The sequence below is a fragment of the Undibacterium sp. CCC3.4 genome (assembly GCF_034347425.1).
Taxonomy (GTDB): domain Bacteria; phylum Pseudomonadota; class Gammaproteobacteria; order Burkholderiales; family Burkholderiaceae_D; genus Undibacterium.
On record NZ_CP133779.1, the window covers coordinates 4,434,650 to 4,452,783 of the forward strand.

An 18,134-nucleotide genomic window follows, 5' to 3' on the forward strand; every position below is an offset into this window, starting at 1 on the left:
CGCCAGATCTTAATTTGCCTTAAATCAACCGCTGTTTCTGAGGCCGGCAGCAATCCCATTAATCGACAAGTGTATGCCGCGACGCACGCGCTCATCGGTGTCACCATTGCGGAAGCGTTCCAATAATTCGACCTGTACATGGTTCAAAGGCGACAGGTAGGGGAAACGATTGACAATCGAACGCGCCAACAAAGGATTGGCCGCCAATAATTCATCCTGACCCGAGATGGCTTTGAGCACAGCGATGGTAGCGGCATGTTCGGCTTCGATGCGCGGGAAAATTGCCGCGCGCAAGGCTTCATCCTTGACCAATTGCGCGTAACGACTGGCAATGCCGATATCACTCTTGGCCAGCACCATTTCCATATTCGAGAGCACGGTGGCAAAGAATGACCATTCTTTGAACATCGCTTGCAAAGTCGCCAAGCCATCGAGCGGATGGGCTTGCACATAGCATTCTACGGCAGCACCAAAACCGAACCAACCCGGCAACATCAGGCGACATTGCGACCAACTGAAGACCCAAGGAATGGCGCGCAAATCTTCGATTGCGGTCGATTTTTTGCGTGAAGCGGGACGGCTACCAATATTAAGGCCGGCGATTTCAGAAATGACGGTCGATTCCCAGAAATACTGCTCAAAGCCCGCGGTTTCATACACCAAGGCACGATAGGCTTTGAATGCATGATCCGACAATTCTTCCATCGCTGCGAGAAATTCAGGACGCGGCGGCACTTCACTGTGCGAGAGCAAACTCGCTTCCATGGTCGCGGCCGCTAAGACTTCGAGATTGCGGCGACCAACTTCGGGATTGGCGTATTTAGCCGTGATCACTTCACCCTGCTCGGTCAGACGTATCTGCCCTTGCACGGCACCGGCCGGTTGCGCCAGTATCGCCTGATAACTTGGGCCGCCGCCGCGACCGACCGAACCGCCGCGACCATGAAACAAACGCAGTCGAACTTGGTGACGCGCAAACACTTGCACCAGATCGAGCTCGGCTTTATACAATTCCCAACCCGAAGTCAGGAAGCCGCCATCTTTATTACTGTCGGAGTAACCGAGCATGACTTCCTGGGCATTGTCGCGACTGGCTAACAAGCGTGCGTAAGCCGGAATGCCGAACAAACGGTCCATCACCGGCGCACTGTTTTGCAGATCGCCGATGGTTTCGAACAGCGGAATGATGTTGACATCGAGACGCCCTTCGGCCGGATGCAGCAAGCCCGACTCTTTGAGCAGCAAGGCCAGCTCGAGCATGTCGGACACACCATCGGCTTTCGAGATGATGCAATTCGGTACTGCCGCTTTGCCATAGCGTTGCTGGGCCGTGGCAGCGGCGCGGTAAATCGCCAATTCCGACTGGGTTTCTTCCGAATACGTGAGGTAAGGCGAAGCCAGCGGACGCGCATTGCTGATCTCGGCAATCAGACAGGCGATGCGTTGCTCTTCATTGCAAGCGAGGTAATCGATGGTCGGATCGGCGGCCTGCAGCAATTCCGCCACCACGCGTTCATGGACATCGGAATTTTGACGCAGATCGACCGGTGCGAGCGAAAAGCCAAACACCCTCACGGCCCGGCGTAAATGACGCAGACGACCACGGGTTAAGGCCGCCGAACCGTGCGCGACCAAGGAATGATGAATGATATCGAGGTCGGCCGCCAAGGCTTCGGCCGTGGCATACGGCGCAGCCACGCCACTCGCGGCGATGGTCGGCAAGAGCCCGAGCAACTCGGTATAACTGGCAGCCAAGCGCGCATACACGCCGCTGATGGCGAGTCGATACGGCTCGTCCGAGCGGTGCGGCGAATGATCGGGCGAGCGCTGTGCCAGCGCCAGCAAATCATCGGAAACGGCTACCAGCAAGCTGGCCATCGATAATTGCGAACCGAGGGTATGCAATTCGTCGAGATAAAATTTGAACGCTCGAGTCGCTTGCATGGCCAAAGTTTTTTCCAGCACGCTGGCGGTAACGAAGGGATTGCCATCGCGATCGCCGCCTATCCAACTACCCATCTTCATGAAGCTTGGCAGTTCGGTCGAGGCAGCATCGGCATCCTGACTATCTAATAAATCTTCGAGGCCGGCGTACAACTGCGGCAATTCGCGCAAGAAAGTGTAATCGTAAAAACTCAGACCGTTTTCCACTTCATCGAGCACCGACAATTTGGCCGTGCGCAGCATCCGAGTCTGCCACAGCGTGAGTATGGCGCGGCTCAGCGCCTCTTCATTGGCGGCCGATTCTTCCGGCGTCAATTGCATGCGGTCGCGCTCGTCGAGCAGACGCGTGATCACCATCTGACAATTGAGTATGCTCTTGCGTTGTACTTCGGTAGGATGGGCCGTCAGTACCGGCACGACTTGGGCGGTTTGAAAAAAACTGCGCAATTGTTCAGTGCTGTGACCGCTGCGGTACAACTCGCCTATCGTATGCGCCAGACTACCGCGACGCGGTGCGGAACCGGCAATCAAGTGGGCGCGCGTGCGGCGGATGTGGTGCTGATCTTCCGCCAGATTAACCAAATGCGAAAAATAACTGAATGCGCGTATCAATTGCGTGGTTTGATCATTGCTCAAGCCATCGAGCGTGGCTTCAAGTTCGGCGCGCGCGGCCGGATCGGCCTCGCGACGAAAACGTATCGAATTCTGACGTACTTGCTCGATCAAATCGAACACCACATCGCCATGTTGATTTCTGACGGTATCCCCGAGCAGTCGTCCGAGGCGGCGGATATCGTCGCGCAGGCTCTGGTCTTTATTGTCGTGCAATTCGTTGTCTTTATCGTTCATGTCAAGTAAGGATTCGGAGTGAAAGGGGATGGAAAAGTCTGGCAATAATAACTATTGTCTAAATTTTACGGTATATCCGCAGCGGGATAGATGAAAAATCTTGATCTGAACCGGCTAGGAGTCTGTCGGACTTAGGGAATCGAAGCGAAAAATCGCTTGAGCGAGGACAGATTTTGGCTATTTTTTTGTCAATACCGAGCGTATTGACAAAAAAATAGACGAAATATGGACCGCTCAGGCAATTTTGCAGCCGATTACTCCTAAGCCCGACAGACTCCTAGGTAGGCCGGTTCAGCCTGCTTCAAACTGCTTTGGCTTGCCTCAGGCAGCTTTTTTAAATTGCTGGCTACGCTTGACCGCCAATAGCAAACCGCGTGTCGAACTGTCGTATTCTTCCTTGACGGCGGCGGGATCAAGACTGATCAATTGCTGCGCCAAGGATTTTCCCAACTCCACGCCCCACTGATCAAAGGCATTGATATCCCAGATCACCGATTGCACGAAAACTTTGTGCTCATATAAGGCGATCAAGGCGCCGAGTGAGCGCGGTGTCAGTTCATCGAGCAGCACCGTCGAGGTCGGTCGATTCCCTTCAAACACCCGAGGTGCCAGCATTTTTTCCGGCAGATCACCCAACTCGGCACGTACTTCATCGATGTTTTTTCCCAAAGCCATCGCTTTCGATTGCGCGAAACAATTCGCCAGCAAGGCTTGATTATGGCCGGGCAACCCGGCATCGTCGTCGGCAACGACGATAAAATCGGTAGGAATGATGGTCGCCCCTTGATGCAGCAACTGAAAATACGCATGCTGACCATTGGTGCCGGCTTCACCAAACAAGATCGGTGAAGTCGGATAGTCGACCCGCTCGCCTTCGCGGGTGACCGACTTGCCATTGCTTTCCATTTCAAGTTGCTGCAAATACGCCGGCAAACGCGTCATACGCTGATGGTAAGGGGCGATCGACAGCGCTTGCAAGCCGAGGAAATTGATATTCCAAATACCGACCAAGGCCATCAACACCGGCAAATTTTGTTCCAACGGTGCTTGCGCAAAATGCAAATCCATTTCATGCGCACCAGCCAGCATTTCTTCAAACCGATCGGCACCAACATACAGCGCGATCGACAAGCCGATGGCACTCCACATCGAATAGCGGCCACCGGCCCAATTCCAAAACGGAAAAACATTTTCCTCGGCGATACCAAATTCACCAGCCGCTTTGACATTAGTACTCAAGGCCACAAAATGCTGACGAATTTGATCGAGCGGGCAGCCGTGCGCCAGCATCCAATCACGTGCCGTGCGCGCATTGGTCAGCGTTTCCATGGTCGTGAAGGTTTTCGAAGCGACCACGAAGAGCGTGGTTTCCGGATCGGCATTGGCCAGCGCATCGGCCACATGACGGCCATCGACATTCGACACGAAGTGCAAAGAAAGATTTTTTTGCGACCACGGTGCCAAGGCAATGCAGGCCATCTGCGGACCGAGATCGGAACCGCCAATGCCGATATTGACGATGGTGCGTATCGCTTTACCGGTAAACCCGAGCCAGCGACCTTCACGCACGGCATCGCTGAAGTTGCGCATTTGCGCTAACACGGCATGTACATCGGCGGCGATATTCTCCCCATTCAATACGAAAGACTCATCTTTTGGCAAACGCAATACCGTATGCAGCACCGCCCGGTTTTCCGTATGATTGATCGCTTCACCGCGCAGCATGGCATCACGGCGCGCTTCGACTTCCTGCTGGCGTGCCAGCGCCAATAAATTCAGCTTGGCCGTGGTATCGATACGCTGCTTGGAGTAATCGAGCAAAATACCGCAGGCAGACGCCGAAAAGCGGGTGAACCGCTGGGCATCGGCACGGAATAATTCTTTCAGTCCAGGCATATTGGTTGCGCGTTGCTGTAACAAACACCAGAGCGGAGTACGGGAAACGGAAGTAGCCATGTTCTTGCTTTACATTGAATGAGTCAATCGAAGGAATACCTGTGAACGCCGTTCAGCGCTGGCCAGCTTGGGCCGCAGCGGCCGACAAGACGGCAATCGCGGCCCAGTCGGCATTTTGAATCAGCGCGGCCGGACACATCCAGGAACCGCCGACACACAAAATATTCGCTTGCTGCAGCAAGCCCGGCGTGGCTTCAACGGTAACGCCGCCAGTCAGGCAAAAGCGCACATCGGGGAAAGGCCCGCCGAGTGCTTTGGCCATCTTGGTGCTGCCGACTATATCCGAAGGAAACAGCTTCACAACTTGAAAGCCATGTTCCAAGGCCAGCATCAAATCACTGGCACCGCCAACCCCAGGAAAATACGGCAAACCCGATTCCTGCGCGGCCTTGGCCAGCAGCGGCGTGATGCCGGGGCTGATACCGAAGGCGGCACCGGCGTCGCGCACGGCATCGAGTTGGGCGGCCGTTAAAATCGTGCCGGCACCAACGGTCACCTCAGGACAAGCTTTCACCACCTCGCGCAAGACCGTCATCGCATTCGGCGTGCGCAGCGTGATTTCCACCGCCGGCAAGCCGTTGGCAGCCAAGGTTTGCACGCAGCGTATCGCTTGATCGACATCATCGGTGACCAGAATCGGCAAGACCCGCAATTGTTCGAGGCTGGCGATGATGCTTTGAGTAGTATGGGTAGTCATGATGTCTCTCTGTTTTTTAATATCAATGAATTGCGAAAAAAAGCGCGTCGGATCAGATAAATAAGGTCGATGCACCGTGCTCAGGCGCCGTCACGACGCGCCGTTGGGTGGCAAACAAATCGCGCCCGTAGCCGAATGTCGCCGCTTCGTTGTGGCTGGCGACGCTGCGTTGTTCCCACTCGGCGGCGTCGACCAAGGCCAGTAATTGGCCGGTATGGACGTTGACTTCGATCAGATCACCATCGCGCACTTTACCCAGTGCACCACCCTGCGCTACTTCCGGGCTGACATGCAGCGCTGCCGGAATGCGACCCGAGGCGCCCGACATACGACCGTCCGTGACCAAGGCCACTTTAAAACCGGCCGACATCAAACTGCCGAGTATCGGCGTGAAATGGTGCAGCTCTGGCATACCATTGGCACGCGGCCCTTGGAAAATCACGACGGCGACGAAATCACGGTTAAGTTGGCCGGCTTTATACGCCGCCACCAAGGCATCCTGCGAAGTAAACACTAAGGCCGGCGCACGCACCACCCAAGCTTCTTCCGGCACCGCCGAGGCTTTCACGATGGCGCGCCCTATATTGCCTTGCAACAGACGCAGACCACCGGTGGCAGCAAACGGCGTGGCGGCATTGCGCACCACGTCTTCATTCGGCGAGGCAGCCGGCAAATCAGTCCAAGCAACTTGCGCGCTACCGCTTAACACCGGACGACGCGTATGACCATGCAAACCCTGCTCGCCATACACCGTCATCACATCGCCATGCATCAAACCGGCACGCAGCAATTCACGCAGGACAAAAGTCGGGCCACCGGCCTCTTCGAAGGCATTGACATCGGCCGTGCCGTTCGGGTAGACGCGGGTGAGCAGTGGAATGACGGCCGACAGTTCATCAAAGTCTTGCCAATCGATCAGAATCCCCGCCGCCCGGGCCACGGCGATCCAGTGGATGGTGTGATTGGTGGAGCCGCCGGTCGCAAGCAAGGCGATGATCGCGTTGACGATGGTTTTTTCATTGACCAATTGGCCGATAGGTTTGTAGTTACCGCTTTGTTCGGTCAAGCCCAGCACGCGTTCGACGGCCGCATCGGTGAGCACGCTGCGCAAAGGATCTTCGGGATGGATGAAGGCCGCGCCGGGCAAATGCAAGCCCATCGCTTCGAGCAGCATTTGATTACTGTTGGCGGTACCGTAAAACGTACAGGTACCGGCGCTGTGGTAGGCGGCGCTTTCGGAAGCCAGCAATTCTTCTTTGCTCGCTTTACCTTGCGCATAACGCTCACGCACCAGCGCCTTGGCCTTGTTCGATAAGCCTGAACCCATCGGGCCGGCCGGAATAAAAATAGTCGGCAAATGACCGAAGGCCAGCGCACCGATCAATAAGCCCGGCACGATTTTGTCGCAAATACCGAGGCACAGAGTGGCATCGAAGGCATCATGCGACAAGGCCACCGCCGTGGCTTGCGCAATTACGTCGCGCGAAAACAGCGACAATTCCATACCGGGACGCCCCTGCGTGACACCATCACACATGGCCGGCACGGCCCCGGCGACTTGTGCCGTGGCGCCGAAACGCAGCGCCGCTTGACGAATTTGCTGCGGATACGATTCATACGGTTGGTGTGCCGAGAGCATGTCGTTGTAAGCGGTGACGATGCCGATATTCGGTTTTTGCGCCTGATTGAGCCAAATTTTGCTACTGCTATCCATGGCCGCATTGGCATGGGCCTGATTGGCGCAAGACAAACTGGCGCGACGCGGGCCGCGCCCACGCATTTGCTCCAATTGCGAAAGATAGTTGCTGCGTAAGGTTTTGCTACGGCTGATGATACGGTTGGTAACCGCGTCTATCACCGGATGCAGCGTGGTCGATGTTGTCATGAACTCACCTGAAAGGAAATGGGAAAGCAATCGGACGTCGCAGCCGAGGCACAAAACAGCGTGGCATCGGAGGGTTCTGTCACTATGCTGATAAAGATAGCATAAACAAACAATTTACGTAACAAACTTTCAGAAAATTACTATTATGCTGTTTTATTACGCAATATCTTCCCATTTAACGTAACGAAACTACATTTCTGACGATTTTCTGGCATAATTGATTCAGCCTGTCAGTATTTTCACAGGACTGACGTAAAATGGTTTCGGCAAGGCCAAGTAAAACCACGGCGAGCACTGCGGCGGTTTTGCGCCAGTCCTGCTTCTATACTTATACAGCACCCATACGGAGTTCCCATGACCACATTTGTCTTATTCGGCGGTACCGGCGATCTCGCCAAGCGTAAGCTTATCCCGGCACTTTACAGCGCATTTGTGAATGGTCGACTCGATCATGATTTTCAATTCGTCGGTGCCGCGCGTGAACGTCTGAGCGACGACGAGTACCGCAGCCGGGTTGGCGACAGCATCGCCCAATATGCCGACAAACTCAGTGGTGCCAGCGCTGAAACATTGCAGCAATTTCTGGCCTTGACCCGCTACGCCAAGATCGATGCGCGTGTGCCGGAAGATTTCGCGGCTCTCAAAAGCATGGTCCACACCAGCCCCACCAATGCCACACTGTTCTATCTGGCTACCGGCCCCGATATTTTTATTCCGGTGGTCGAACAACTGTCGCAACATGGCTTGGTAGAAGGGAATGCCCGCGTCGTGGTAGAAAAACCGCTAGGCCGCGACGCCGTATCGGCCAAAGAAATCAATCAATCTCTGCGCAATTATCTCGAAGAAAATCAGATTTACCGCATCGATCACTATCTGGGTAAAGAAATGGTGCAGAATTTGTTGGCACTGCGCTTTGCCAATTCCTTTCTGGAACCGCTGTGGAATCGCACTTGGATACAAGATGTGCAGATTTCAATTTCGGAACAAGTTGGGGTGGAATCGCGCGGCGATTTCTACGACCATACCGGTGCACTGCGCGATATGGTGCAAAATCATTTGCTGCAATTAGTCTCGATCGTCGCCATGGAACCACCGGTGAATGCCAACCCCGATGCCATCCGCGACGAGAAAGTCAAAGTACTGCGTGCACTGCATAAATTTTCGCCCGATGAAGTCAGCAAACGCACGGTACGCGGCCAATACCGCGCCGGTGCCGTCAATGGTCAGCCGGTCATCGCTTACCAAGCCGAACCGGGGGTGCCGCCGGCCTCGCGCACAGAAACTTTTGTTGCCATCCGCGCCGAAATCAATAATTGGCGCTGGGCCGGCGTACCGTTCTATCTGCGCACGGGTAAACGCATGGCCAGCCGCAGCGCTGAAATCACCATCAATTTCAAACCGATACCGTATTCGATTTTCGGTCAATCGCAAGGACCGATGCGTTCGAACCGTCTGGTTATTTCACTGCAGCCGGAAGAAAGCGTGCAGTTGTTCATGAAAGCCAAAGATCCAGGCGAAGGCATACGCTTATCCGACGTCGCGCTCAATCTGGACTTCGCCGAAGCCTCGAACTCGCGCCGTGTCGAATCTTACGAACGACTGCTGCTCGATGCCATGCACGGCGACTTAACACTGTTCGTGCGTGATGACGAACTCAGCGCCGCTTGGGCTTGGATAGACCCGATCATGGAAGCCTGGAAAAACGACAGCGAAGGTTTGAAATCGTATATCGCCGGCAGTTGGGGCCCGTCCGCTTCCAGTTATTTATTAGCCCAAAACAACGCCGCTTGGGGCGAAGAATTCGTAGAAAGTTAATCCAGCATGAACCCTGTTACGTTCCATAGCTTTGCCAATATCGATGAACTCAGCAATAGCCTGAGCCGACTATGGTTCGATCTGATTCAGAGCGAACCGGCCGGCAGCAGCTTCGCATTGGCTGGCGGCAGTACGCCGGCACCGGTATATCGCGCCCTCAACACCCTGTTGCACAGCACCGAGCTGGCGCAGCCAGTGCAGTTGGTAGCGACTGACGAACGTTGGGTGGCCGATGACAATGCACAAAGTAATGAAGGCTTGTTCCGCCGCGTACTGCAAGGCAGTGAAAAAAATTGGCGCTTGGTTTCCCTGAAAAATGCCTCGAGCTCACCGGAAGTAGCCGCGGCCGCTATCGATGAGCGTTTGGCGGCGCACTTTCCCGGCGCATTTTCCGCCGTCTTGCTGGGCATGGGCAGCGATGGCCACATCGCCTCACTGTTTCCCGGCGCGCCGACCGAACACCAGGCATTGCGCTGCCTGGCGGCGCTGCATCCGGAGACACAGCAAAGCCGCATCTCCTTATCGCTGCCGCGCTTAATCGATAGCCAGCGCCTGTGGCTAGTCATTACCGGCGCAGAAAAACGCCGCGTACTGGAACAGGCCAGCGGCGATACTTTACCGGTTTCTGCCCTGTTACGTGCTGCAGGCTGTACTATCGACGTCTTCTGGTGTCCGTGACACCAGACTGCTACTCCGAGAAAGAATGACTGTTATGGCGTATCCGTTTTCCGAACCTAAATCCGAACTCAAATCGATCGTACCATCCGAAAAAGGATTACTGGCGCGGATACGCATCGCCAGCACGGCACTCAGTCGCGCCGAACGTCAGGTGGCAGAATTTTTATTACAAAAGCCGCACGATGCCTTGGAAATGTCGATCCGCGTCTTGGCTCAAGCTTGTGACGTCAGCGAGCCGACGGTCGCGCGCTTTTCCCAAAGCCTGGGCTTTGACGGTTTCAAATCGTTCAAACTGGCGTTTGCCAAGAGCCTGGCGACCGGCATCCCTTACCTGCATCTCGATGTCAACCAAGCCGACCATGTGCGTGACGTGCTGCCGAAAGTATTTGACCGCACCATCGCCACCCTGATGGAAGCGCGGAATAATGCCAATGTAGCCAGCTTTGAAGCGGCCGTGCATTTACTGGCACGGGCCCGCCGCATCGAATGCTATGGCCTTGGCTATTCGGGTGCCTTGGCCATCGATGCACAATTAAAATTCTTCCGCTTCGGTATTCCAACTACCGTGTTTTGCGATGCCCACTTGCAGGCGCAATCGGCTTCACTGCTCAACAGCGACTGCGTGGTAGTGGCCTTCTCACGCACCGGCCGCACGCGCGATTTGATCAACAGCGTGCAGTTGGCGAAACACGCCGGCGCTAAAATACTGGTGCTGTGTGCCAGCGGCGGCCCGCTGGCTGACTATGCCGATGCCCATATCAGCGTCGATGTCGAAGAAGACCCAGATATTTACACACCGATGACTTCGCGTCTGGCGCACCTGACTTACATCGATGCGCTGGCGGTCGCCGTCACCCTGCTGCGCGGCCCGGCCGCCATCGACATGCTCGAGCGTGCCAAAATCAGCATCAGTGAAAAACGCCTCGAGTCAAAACTGTAAACAATGTCGTAAAAATTTAACAATTCCTGTTCTTGTTGATTTCAAAAGCCTTTTTTACCAGCATTTAGGTAATACTATAGTGGGCTGAAACAGGAACAGAACAGATGAACAGAATCGCCATCCAACAAATCGTCGAAGAAATCAAGGATTTACCCACTCTGCCGGCAGTGGTCATGGAAATCCTCAATCAAATCGATAGCGACCAAGTCGATACCCACGAGCTGGCGCAAAAGGTTACGCATGACATCGCCTTAACGGCCAAAACCCTGCGTTATGCAAACTCGGCGTATTACTCCACCTTAGTCAAGGTCACCACGATCCAGCAAGCCATCGGCCTGCTCGGCTTGGTCACGGTCAGACAACTGATCGTCACGGCCGCCTTGACCGGCTGTTTTCCAGAAAATAATTGTGCCGGCTTCAGTCACAAGCAATTTTGGGAGCACAGCAATACGGTGGCCATCGTCGCAAAAATTTTGGCACGTCGCCTCCATGTCAGCCAAGATGTCGCCTTCACGGCCGGGCTTTTGCATGATATCGGCACGCTGGTGCTGGTCACTTACCATGGCCGCGCCTACGAAGCCGTGCTGGCTGCGCAACGTGAGCAAGCACTGACGCAGTTACAGGCAGAACATCAGGTGCTGGGAATTGATCATGCTGAAGTCGGCACCGCATTGGCGCGGCAATGGAATTTTTCCGAACAAATGATCAACGCCATCAGCGGCCATCATCAGCCGGAAACGCCGGGCTTGGGGTTTTTGGCCACCATCGTGCATGTCGCAAATGGGATTGCCCACGTTTTACACCTCAATCACACGCCCGATCACAGCACACCGGAAATCACTGCCCTGTCGTGGCAGCATCTGGGCCTCGATCAAGATGTACTCGATCAAGTATTACTGGAAGCCAGTGCCGAATTTTTGAAATTACAACAGCAAGTCCTCATCTGAGGATGGCACCGACAAATCGGCTTGCATCAAGTGGCCGAGCTTACTCGCCTTGGTATTGAGGTAGCGGTTATTGTGTACGTTACGTTCTATGATCAATGGTACATGTTCGGCCACGAGCACATTCAAACCGGCCATGGCGGCCAGCTTGCGCGGATTATTCGTCATTAAGCGCAATGAGCGGATACCGAGATGGCGTAACATCGGATCGCACAGACCGTAATTGCGCAAGTCGGCGGCAAAGCCCAGACGCTGATTGGCTTCGACGGTATCAGCACCATCATCTTGCAAATGATAGGCGCGTACTTTATTGAGCAAACCGATACCACGCCCTTCCTGCCGTAAATACAGCAGCACGCCTCGTCCGGCTTCGGCGATTTTTTGCAGCGCCAACTCTAACTGCGGTCCGCAATCACAGCGCTGGCTGAACAAGGCGTCACCGGTCAGACATTCGGAATGTATCCGCGCCAACACCGGCGCACCGTCATCGACTACGCCCAGCGTCAGGGCGATATGCTCTTTGCCACTGCCCGGTTCAACAAAGGCATGCATACGAAAATTCGCCCAAGTCGTGGGCAAATGACAGGAATCGACATAATCAAGGGGGACGGCGTGAAGCGGCGCGGGTATGGTGCTGGACATACGGTTCCTGAAAAAGCTTTTGAAGTAACATGTGAAAAAATACACGGCAACCCCGAGTATAAACGACCTGAGGCATGCGCACACGTTACATCGCTGGGAAGCAGCAGACAAAACCGTGCGTCCGTTACCGACAGATGCGGTCAAAACCGATAAAAGCAAGCTCTGCAAGCAAAAACGGGGCGGCAGCCTACGCTACCACCCCGTCAAACTAGGAGCCTGAGCTAGCCAAAATCTGTCCTCGCTCAGCCGATTTTTCGCTTCGACTCGTTCTGCCGCTCAGGCTCCTAGCCGACTACGATCAACGCCGCTTCAATTGCGAAATATCGCGAACCGCACCGCGATCAGCCGAGGTCGCCAAGGCTGCATAGGCTTGCAAAGCTTGCGACACATAGCGCTCGCGTGCCACCGGCTGCCAAGCCGCGTCACCACGGGCATCCATCGCGGCACGGCGTTCGGCCAGCAATTCCGGGCTGATCATCAAATTAATACTGCGCGCCGGGATATCGATGGCAATCACATCACCCTCCTCCACCAAACCGATGGCACCGCCTTCCGCCGCTTCCGGCGAAGCATGACCAATCACCAAACCCGACGAGCCACCGGAAAAACGGCCATCAGTAAACAATGCGCACGCCTTGCCCAAGCCTTTGGATTTGATATACGAAGTCGGATACAACATTTCCTGCATGCCCGGCCCGCCTTTCGGCCCTTCATAACGAATGATGACGACATCACCTTCGTGAACCGCATCGCCGAGTATCGCCTCAACCGCGCTGTCCTGACTTTCAAACACACGGGCGCGACCAGTGAAGCGCAAAATACTGTCATCGACGCCGGCCGTTTTGACGATACAACCATTTTCCGCCAAATTACCGTACAACACCGCCAAGCCGCCATCTTCCGAATAGGCATGAGCACGATCGCGAATACAGCCAGTGGCGCGGTCGAGATCGAGGCTCTCAAAGCGTTCCGCCTGTGAAAACGCCGTCTGAGTCGGCACGCCACCTGGCGCGGCCTTGAACATGGTGTGCACGGCGACATCGTCGCAGACAGCGACGTCATTACGCGCGATGGCTTCGGCCATGCTGGCGCTGTGAATGGTAGGACGCGTGGTATCGAGCAAGCCGGCACGGGCCAACTCGCCGAGAATGGCCATGATGCCGCCGGCACGATGGACATCTTCGATATGGTATTTATCGGTCATCGGCGCGACTTTGCACAGGCATGGCACGTTGCGAGACACGCGATCGATATCGGCCATTTTGAAATCGACACCGGCTTCGTGGGCTGCGGCCAGCAAATGCAAGACCGTATTGGTGGAACCGCCCATGGAAACGTCGAGCGCCATGGCGTTTTCAAAACTCGCCTTGGTGGCGATAGAGCGTGGCAACACCGAGTAATCGTCAGCTTCATAATGGCGCTTGGACAGCTCAACGATCAAACGACCGGCACGCAGAAACAATTCTTTGCGGTCGGCATGGGTAGCCAAAATCGTGCCATTACCCGGCAAAGCCAAGCCCAGCGCTTCGACCAGACAATTCATCGAGTTGGCGGTAAACATACCGGAGCAGGATCCGCAGGTCGGGCAGGCGGAACGTTCGATACGGCCGATTTCTTCATCCGACACCTTGCTGTCGCCAGCTTTGATCATGGCATCGACCAAATCGATCTTCATGATCTTCTGCACTCCACCCTGCTTAGGATGCAGAGTTTCGAGAACTTTGCCGGCTTCCATCGGCCCACCCGACACAAACACCACCGGAATATTCAGACGCATCGCTGCCATCAGCATGCCGGGCGTGATTTTATCGCAGTTGGAAATGCACACCATGGCATCGGCACAGTGGGCATTGACCATGTATTCAACCGAATCGGCAATCAGTTCGCGCGAAGGCAGCGAGTACAACATACCGCCATGACCCATGGCGATGCCATCATCAACCGCAATGGTATTGAATTCCTTGGCCACACCACCAGCCGCTTCGATTTCACGCGCCACCATTTGACCAAGGTCTTTCAGATGCACATGGCCCGGCACGAATTGGGTAAACGAGTTGACGACGGCGATAATAGGTTTATCAAAATCACCGTCTTTCATGCCAGTGGCACGCCACAAAGCACGCGCGCCGGCCATATTACGGCCATGGGTGGTGGTACGGGAACGGTATTGCGGCATAGCTGACTCCAGAATTCGACAAAGAATGCCTAGCTTGCCCGCACTTGCTTCATATGTCAAATAGCGTTTTTAGGGGAGATTCATATACAAAAAAGATTAATCGCTTTTTTTTAGTGTGCAGCAAAAAGCAGCCATCATCGAAAATTGGCGCACCAGCTTGCAGGCCTTAACTTTAGCAGGATTGCCTGCAGTGTGCGAACCACTTTCACACCCTGCAGGCACGCCGCCTTGCTAAGAAAACAAGCCGAAAACAAATGATCGCCATCGCCAAGTTCAAGCGTCAACTCCACAATCCGCCCGGCATCGTATAATCTCCCGCACAGATTCATTGCCACAGCCCGATGTTATGCCGCCATCAGGCGCAAGCCCAAAATGCCATTCATTCCTTTAAAGAGATACCGATTCAATGAAACTCGCCACCTGGAACGTCAATTCCCTCAAAGTCCGCCTGCCACAGGTCTTGCAATGGCTGGAAACGAACCCCGTCGATGTCTTGTGCCTGCAAGAAACCAAGCTCACCGACGATAAATTTCCTCAAGCTGAAATCGAGGCAGCCGGTTATCACGTCGCCTTCAGCGGTCAAAAAACCTACAACGGCGTGGCGATCATTGCGCGCCACCCTATCGAGCAAGTACAAAAGAATAATCCGCTGTTCGAAGATGAACAGCAGCGCATCATCGCCGCCACCATTTGCGGCATGCGCATCATCTGTGCCTATGTGCCGAACGGACAAGCGCCGGATTCGGATAAGTTTGTCTATAAATTGAAATGGTTGGCGGCGCTACAGGAATGGCTGCGTGGGGAACTCCAGCAGTATCCACAATTGGCCCTGCTCGGTGATTACAACATCGCCCCGGACGACCGCGATGTGCATGATCCGGCCGCTTGGGTCGGTATGAATTTGGTGTCACCAGAGGAACGCAGCGCCTTGCAAGGCTTGCTCGATCTGGGTCTGAGCGACAGTTTCCGGCAATTTGAACAAAGCGAAAAAAGCTTCAGTTGGTGGGATTACCGTGCGCTCGGCTTTCGCCTCAATAAAGGCATGCGTATCGATCACATTTTGTTATCGGCAGCGCTGGCCAGCCGCTGTCATGCTTGTGTGATCGACCGCGTGCCGCGCAAGTGGGAGCAACCATCCGACCATGCGCCGGTGATTGCCTCCCTCAGTCCCTTAGCCGAGAGCTGATCCGGCGCTTACTACCGCTCACTGATCTTTACCTATGCGTCGCGTCCGATACGACGCGCCGCAGTCATGCGCGGGGCCGGCCGAGCGCTGGCAAGTCGTGCCGCCGGCTGCCCCTGCTCCATGCGGAACGCCGACATCGCTGTTTTCAGCAAGTTGGCTTGCTCTTCCAGTGAGCCTGCTGCCGCTGCCGCTTGTTCGACCAAGGCAGCATTCTGTTGGGTCGCTTCATCCATGTGGGCCAGTGCGATGTTGACCTGGCTGATGCCATCGCTCTGCTCCACCGACGCCGAGGTGATTTCATTGATGATCGCCGCCACCTGATCCACCGCAGCGACGATACGACTCATCGAGGCACCAGCCTTATCCACGAGCTCGGAACCTTCATTCACCTTCGTCACCGAATCTTCGATCAAACTCTTGATTTCTTGAGCCGCTGCCGCACTGCGCTGCGCCAGCGTACGAACTTCACTGGCAACCACCGCAAAGCCACGGCCCTGCTCACCGGCGCGGGCCGCTTCGACCGCCGCATTGAGCGCCAAAATATTGGTTTGAAACGCAATCCCTTCGATCACGCTGATGATGTCGACGATTTTGCGCGAACTGTCGGAAATCCCCTGCATGGTCGAAACCACGCGGTTCACCACTTCACCGCCCTGGGTCGCGACATCGGAGGCATTGACGGCCATCTTATTGGCTTCGCGTGCATTGTCAGCATTGTTTCTGACCGCCTCGGTCAACTCTTCCATGCTCGCCGCCGTTTGCTCCAAGGAGGAAGCCTGCTGCTCGGTACGACCCGACAAATCCATATTGCCAGCCGCAATTTCAGTCGACCCGATCGTAATCGAATCGGTCGCCTTGCGCACGTCGACCACCATCACCCGCAATTGCTCGAGGAACTGATTGAAAGCTTGCGCCGTCTGCGCCACTTCATCTTCACCCTCGACGACGATTTTACGACTCAAATCACCACCACCAGCGGCGATATCCGTCATCGCATCGCGCACCCGTTGCAATCCCGATAGCATACGCCCGACCAACCACGTCGAGACTGGCAAAATCACGGCCAACAACACCAACAAAACCAAGCCAGAAATCACTAGCAGTTGATCGAGTGACGCCAGCGCCTTGTTTTTATCGACCACCAAGGCCAAGTAAATATCTGAGCCGGTAATTTGTTGTAAGTACAAGAAGCTGGCTTTGCCGGCGATCTGCACTTCGGTAGGCTCGGTGTTTTTAGCCAGTGTCGCAATATTTTCCAAGGCCAATTCAGCGGCGATTTCCTTGGCCGGCTTGAGTGCCTTGGTTTGGTCGGAATGCGCCAGCACTACGCCGGATTTATCGAGCAAGAAGGCATAGCCATCGCCGGCCAGTTTGACGGTCAGAATTTGATCGACAATTTTAGTCAGAAACACATCGGCTGCCACCACCCCGCCTTCGCCACCTTTCACCGGTGCGGCAAATGAAATCATCAGACCGGGTGGGTTGACGCCCATATAAGCCGAGGTAACAATGGCTTTCTTGGCTTCCATCGCCGCCTTATACCAAGGACGAGCAGTAGGGTCATAGCCGGCCGGAGGTGGATTGGCCGGATTATTGGTAAACGTTTTATCGGGCTGCCCCAGATACACGCTGAGGAAATTACCACCGCCGCGTACCATCGCCAAGCTCGCTTGCAAATCAGCGCCATTGCCCAAGCCTTGCGCCAAGCTGTCCACCAGCGCCGTATTAATCTGTATCCAGTTACTGAGCAGGGCATTGTAGCCGGTAGCAACGCCGCGTATCTCTGCACTCAAATCATGTTCAATCTGCGACTTCATACGCAGATAGCTGCCGACGGTCAAAAAAACCGTACATATTGTTACCAATAATGCGATAACAAAAATTAACCTGCCTTTGAGAGATTTCATAAGTTCTCCATGTTTTTATACATTCACTACACCGTTGCAAATACAGCACCCTTGCGGGGACTGTGATATTTTAAATCTTGCCTGACAGCGAAGATTGCCCGATATTACCTGCGAACTTCATGGGGTTCAAAAAAATGTCTCTGGCGTTGTTAGCGGTTCACAACAGTTGCTATAGTTCAAATGCACAGTTACAATCAGGCGTCAAATGCTTCGTTCGCGCCGGCCCAAGCAAGCGCATTCCCGCATGCTTTTGGCTGGAACCCAGTATCGTTTTCAGCACTGAAAACAGCATGATTTCTGGCATTTTTATTAAGCACGAACGCCGCCAGGCTCCCGCGCAAAAGCGCGCTGATCATTACCCACAAGTCAGGTCGATTGCGCATCCACCCAGCCGCCCAATTCGTCATTGCCGCGCAGGCGGCAATCCAGTGGCGCGCACGCGCCCTTTATATCTGTGATATCTGTGCTGCTCAGGCGCAGCAGAACGTGTTGATTTAACAGAAAAAAAGTGCCCT

General features: G+C 54.8%; 12 protein-coding genes. 5 read left to right on the forward strand and 7 right to left on the reverse strand.

Annotation, left to right across the window (positions count from 1 at the left end; genetic code table 11):
• Positions 1-24 precede the first annotated feature (24 nt).
• The 4 genes from ppc to edd all read right to left on the reverse strand — a co-directional run bounded on the left by ppc (position 25) and on the right by edd (position 7,331).
• On the reverse strand, positions 25-2,793 hold the full coding sequence (gene ppc / locus RHM61_RS19590; RefSeq protein ID WP_322248984.1) for a phosphoenolpyruvate carboxylase: 2,769 nt from the start codon (positions 2,791-2,793) through the stop codon (positions 25-27).
• 321 nt (positions 2,794-3,114) lie between these two features.
• On the reverse strand, positions 3,115-4,749 hold the full coding sequence (gene pgi, locus RHM61_RS19595; RefSeq protein ID WP_322248985.1) for a glucose-6-phosphate isomerase: 1,635 nt from the start codon (positions 4,747-4,749) through the stop codon (positions 3,115-3,117).
• 52 nt (positions 4,750-4,801) lie between these two features.
• On the reverse strand, positions 4,802-5,446 hold the full coding sequence (eda, locus tag RHM61_RS19600; protein ID WP_322248986.1) for a bifunctional 4-hydroxy-2-oxoglutarate aldolase/2-dehydro-3-deoxy-phosphogluconate aldolase: 645 nt from the start codon (positions 5,444-5,446) through the stop codon (positions 4,802-4,804).
• Between the two features lie 52 nt (positions 5,447-5,498).
• Positions 5,499-7,331 (reverse strand): phosphogluconate dehydratase, encoded by a 1,833-nt coding sequence (gene edd, locus RHM61_RS19605; RefSeq protein WP_322248987.1) that lies wholly within the window; start codon positions 7,329-7,331, stop codon positions 5,499-5,501.
• Between the two features lie 354 nt (positions 7,332-7,685).
• Between edd and zwf the strand changes: the two genes are divergently transcribed.
• The 4 genes from zwf (at position 7,686) to RHM61_RS19625 (ending at position 11,711) form a co-directional block, all read left to right on the forward strand.
• Positions 7,686-9,146, forward strand: coding sequence for a glucose-6-phosphate dehydrogenase (gene zwf, locus RHM61_RS19610; RefSeq protein ID WP_322248988.1), 1,461 nt, complete (start codon positions 7,686-7,688; stop codon positions 9,144-9,146).
• A 6-nt stretch (positions 9,147-9,152) separates the two neighbouring features.
• Positions 9,153-9,824, forward strand: a complete 672-nt coding sequence (locus RHM61_RS19615; protein ID WP_322248989.1) for a 6-phosphogluconolactonase — start codon at positions 9,153-9,155, stop codon at positions 9,822-9,824.
• Positions 9,825-9,849: 25 nt separating this feature from the next.
• Positions 9,850-10,764: an SIS domain-containing protein gene (locus tag RHM61_RS19620; RefSeq protein WP_322248990.1), complete on the forward strand. Its 915-nt coding sequence runs from the start codon at positions 9,850-9,852 to the stop codon at positions 10,762-10,764.
• 104 nt (positions 10,765-10,868) lie between these two features.
• The gene (locus tag RHM61_RS19625; RefSeq protein WP_322248991.1) at positions 10,869-11,711 is read left to right on the forward strand and encodes an HDOD domain-containing protein; all 843 of its coding nucleotides are present in this window, start codon (positions 10,869-10,871) and stop codon (positions 11,709-11,711) included.
• Here RHM61_RS19625 and ribA read toward each other — a convergent pair.
• Together ribA and ilvD are read right to left on the reverse strand one after the other, a co-directional pair.
• Entirely contained in the window at positions 11,688-12,350 is a 663-nt protein-coding gene (ribA, locus tag RHM61_RS19630) for a GTP cyclohydrolase II (RefSeq protein WP_322248992.1), read from the reverse strand. The genes RHM61_RS19625 and ribA overlap by 24 nt on opposite strands.
• 298 nt (positions 12,351-12,648) lie before the next feature.
• Entirely contained in the window at positions 12,649-14,526 is a 1,878-nt protein-coding gene (gene ilvD, locus RHM61_RS19635) for a dihydroxy-acid dehydratase (protein WP_322248993.1), read from the reverse strand.
• Positions 14,527-14,932: 406 nt separating this feature from the next.
• Here ilvD and xth point away from each other — a divergent pair, with 406 nt between their 5' ends.
• Positions 14,933-15,712, forward strand: a complete 780-nt coding sequence (gene xth, locus RHM61_RS19640) for an exodeoxyribonuclease III (RefSeq protein WP_322248994.1) — start codon at positions 14,933-14,935, stop codon at positions 15,710-15,712.
• Positions 15,713-15,744: 32 nt separating this feature from the next.
• On the opposite strand, the gene RHM61_RS19645 is transcribed toward xth, so the two are convergent.
• Positions 15,745-17,619, reverse strand: a complete 1,875-nt coding sequence (locus RHM61_RS19645; protein ID WP_322248995.1) for a methyl-accepting chemotaxis protein — start codon at positions 17,617-17,619, stop codon at positions 15,745-15,747.
• Positions 17,620-18,134: the final 515 nt, after the last annotated feature.

Bases quoted from the DNA above. Each gene is read 5' to 3' on its own strand.
- ppc (WP_322248984.1), bottom strand. From the start codon at position 2,793: ATGAACGATAAAGACAACGAATTGCACGACAATAAAGACCAGAGCCTG.
- pgi (WP_322248985.1), bottom strand. From the start codon at position 4,749: ATGGCTACTTCCGTTTCCCGTACTCCGCTCTGGTGTTTGTTACAGCAA.
- eda (WP_322248986.1), bottom strand. From the start codon at position 5,446: ATGACTACCCATACTACTCAAAGCATCATCGCCAGCCTCGAACAATTG.
- edd (WP_322248987.1), bottom strand. From the start codon at position 7,331: ATGACAACATCGACCACGCTGCATCCGGTGATAGACGCGGTTACCAAC.
- zwf (WP_322248988.1), top strand. From the start codon at position 7,686: ATGACCACATTTGTCTTATTCGGCGGTACCGGCGATCTCGCCAAGCGT.
- RHM61_RS19615 (WP_322248989.1), top strand. From the start codon at position 9,153: ATGAACCCTGTTACGTTCCATAGCTTTGCCAATATCGATGAACTCAGC.
- RHM61_RS19620 (WP_322248990.1), top strand. From the start codon at position 9,850: ATGACTGTTATGGCGTATCCGTTTTCCGAACCTAAATCCGAACTCAAA.
- RHM61_RS19625 (WP_322248991.1), top strand. From the start codon at position 10,869: ATGAACAGAATCGCCATCCAACAAATCGTCGAAGAAATCAAGGATTTA.
- ribA (WP_322248992.1), bottom strand. From the start codon at position 12,350: ATGTCCAGCACCATACCCGCGCCGCTTCACGCCGTCCCCCTTGATTAT.
- ilvD (WP_322248993.1), bottom strand. From the start codon at position 14,526: ATGCCGCAATACCGTTCCCGTACCACCACCCATGGCCGTAATATGGCC.
- xth (WP_322248994.1), top strand. From the start codon at position 14,933: ATGAAACTCGCCACCTGGAACGTCAATTCCCTCAAAGTCCGCCTGCCA.
- RHM61_RS19645 (WP_322248995.1), bottom strand. From the start codon at position 17,619: ATGAAATCTCTCAAAGGCAGGTTAATTTTTGTTATCGCATTATTGGTA.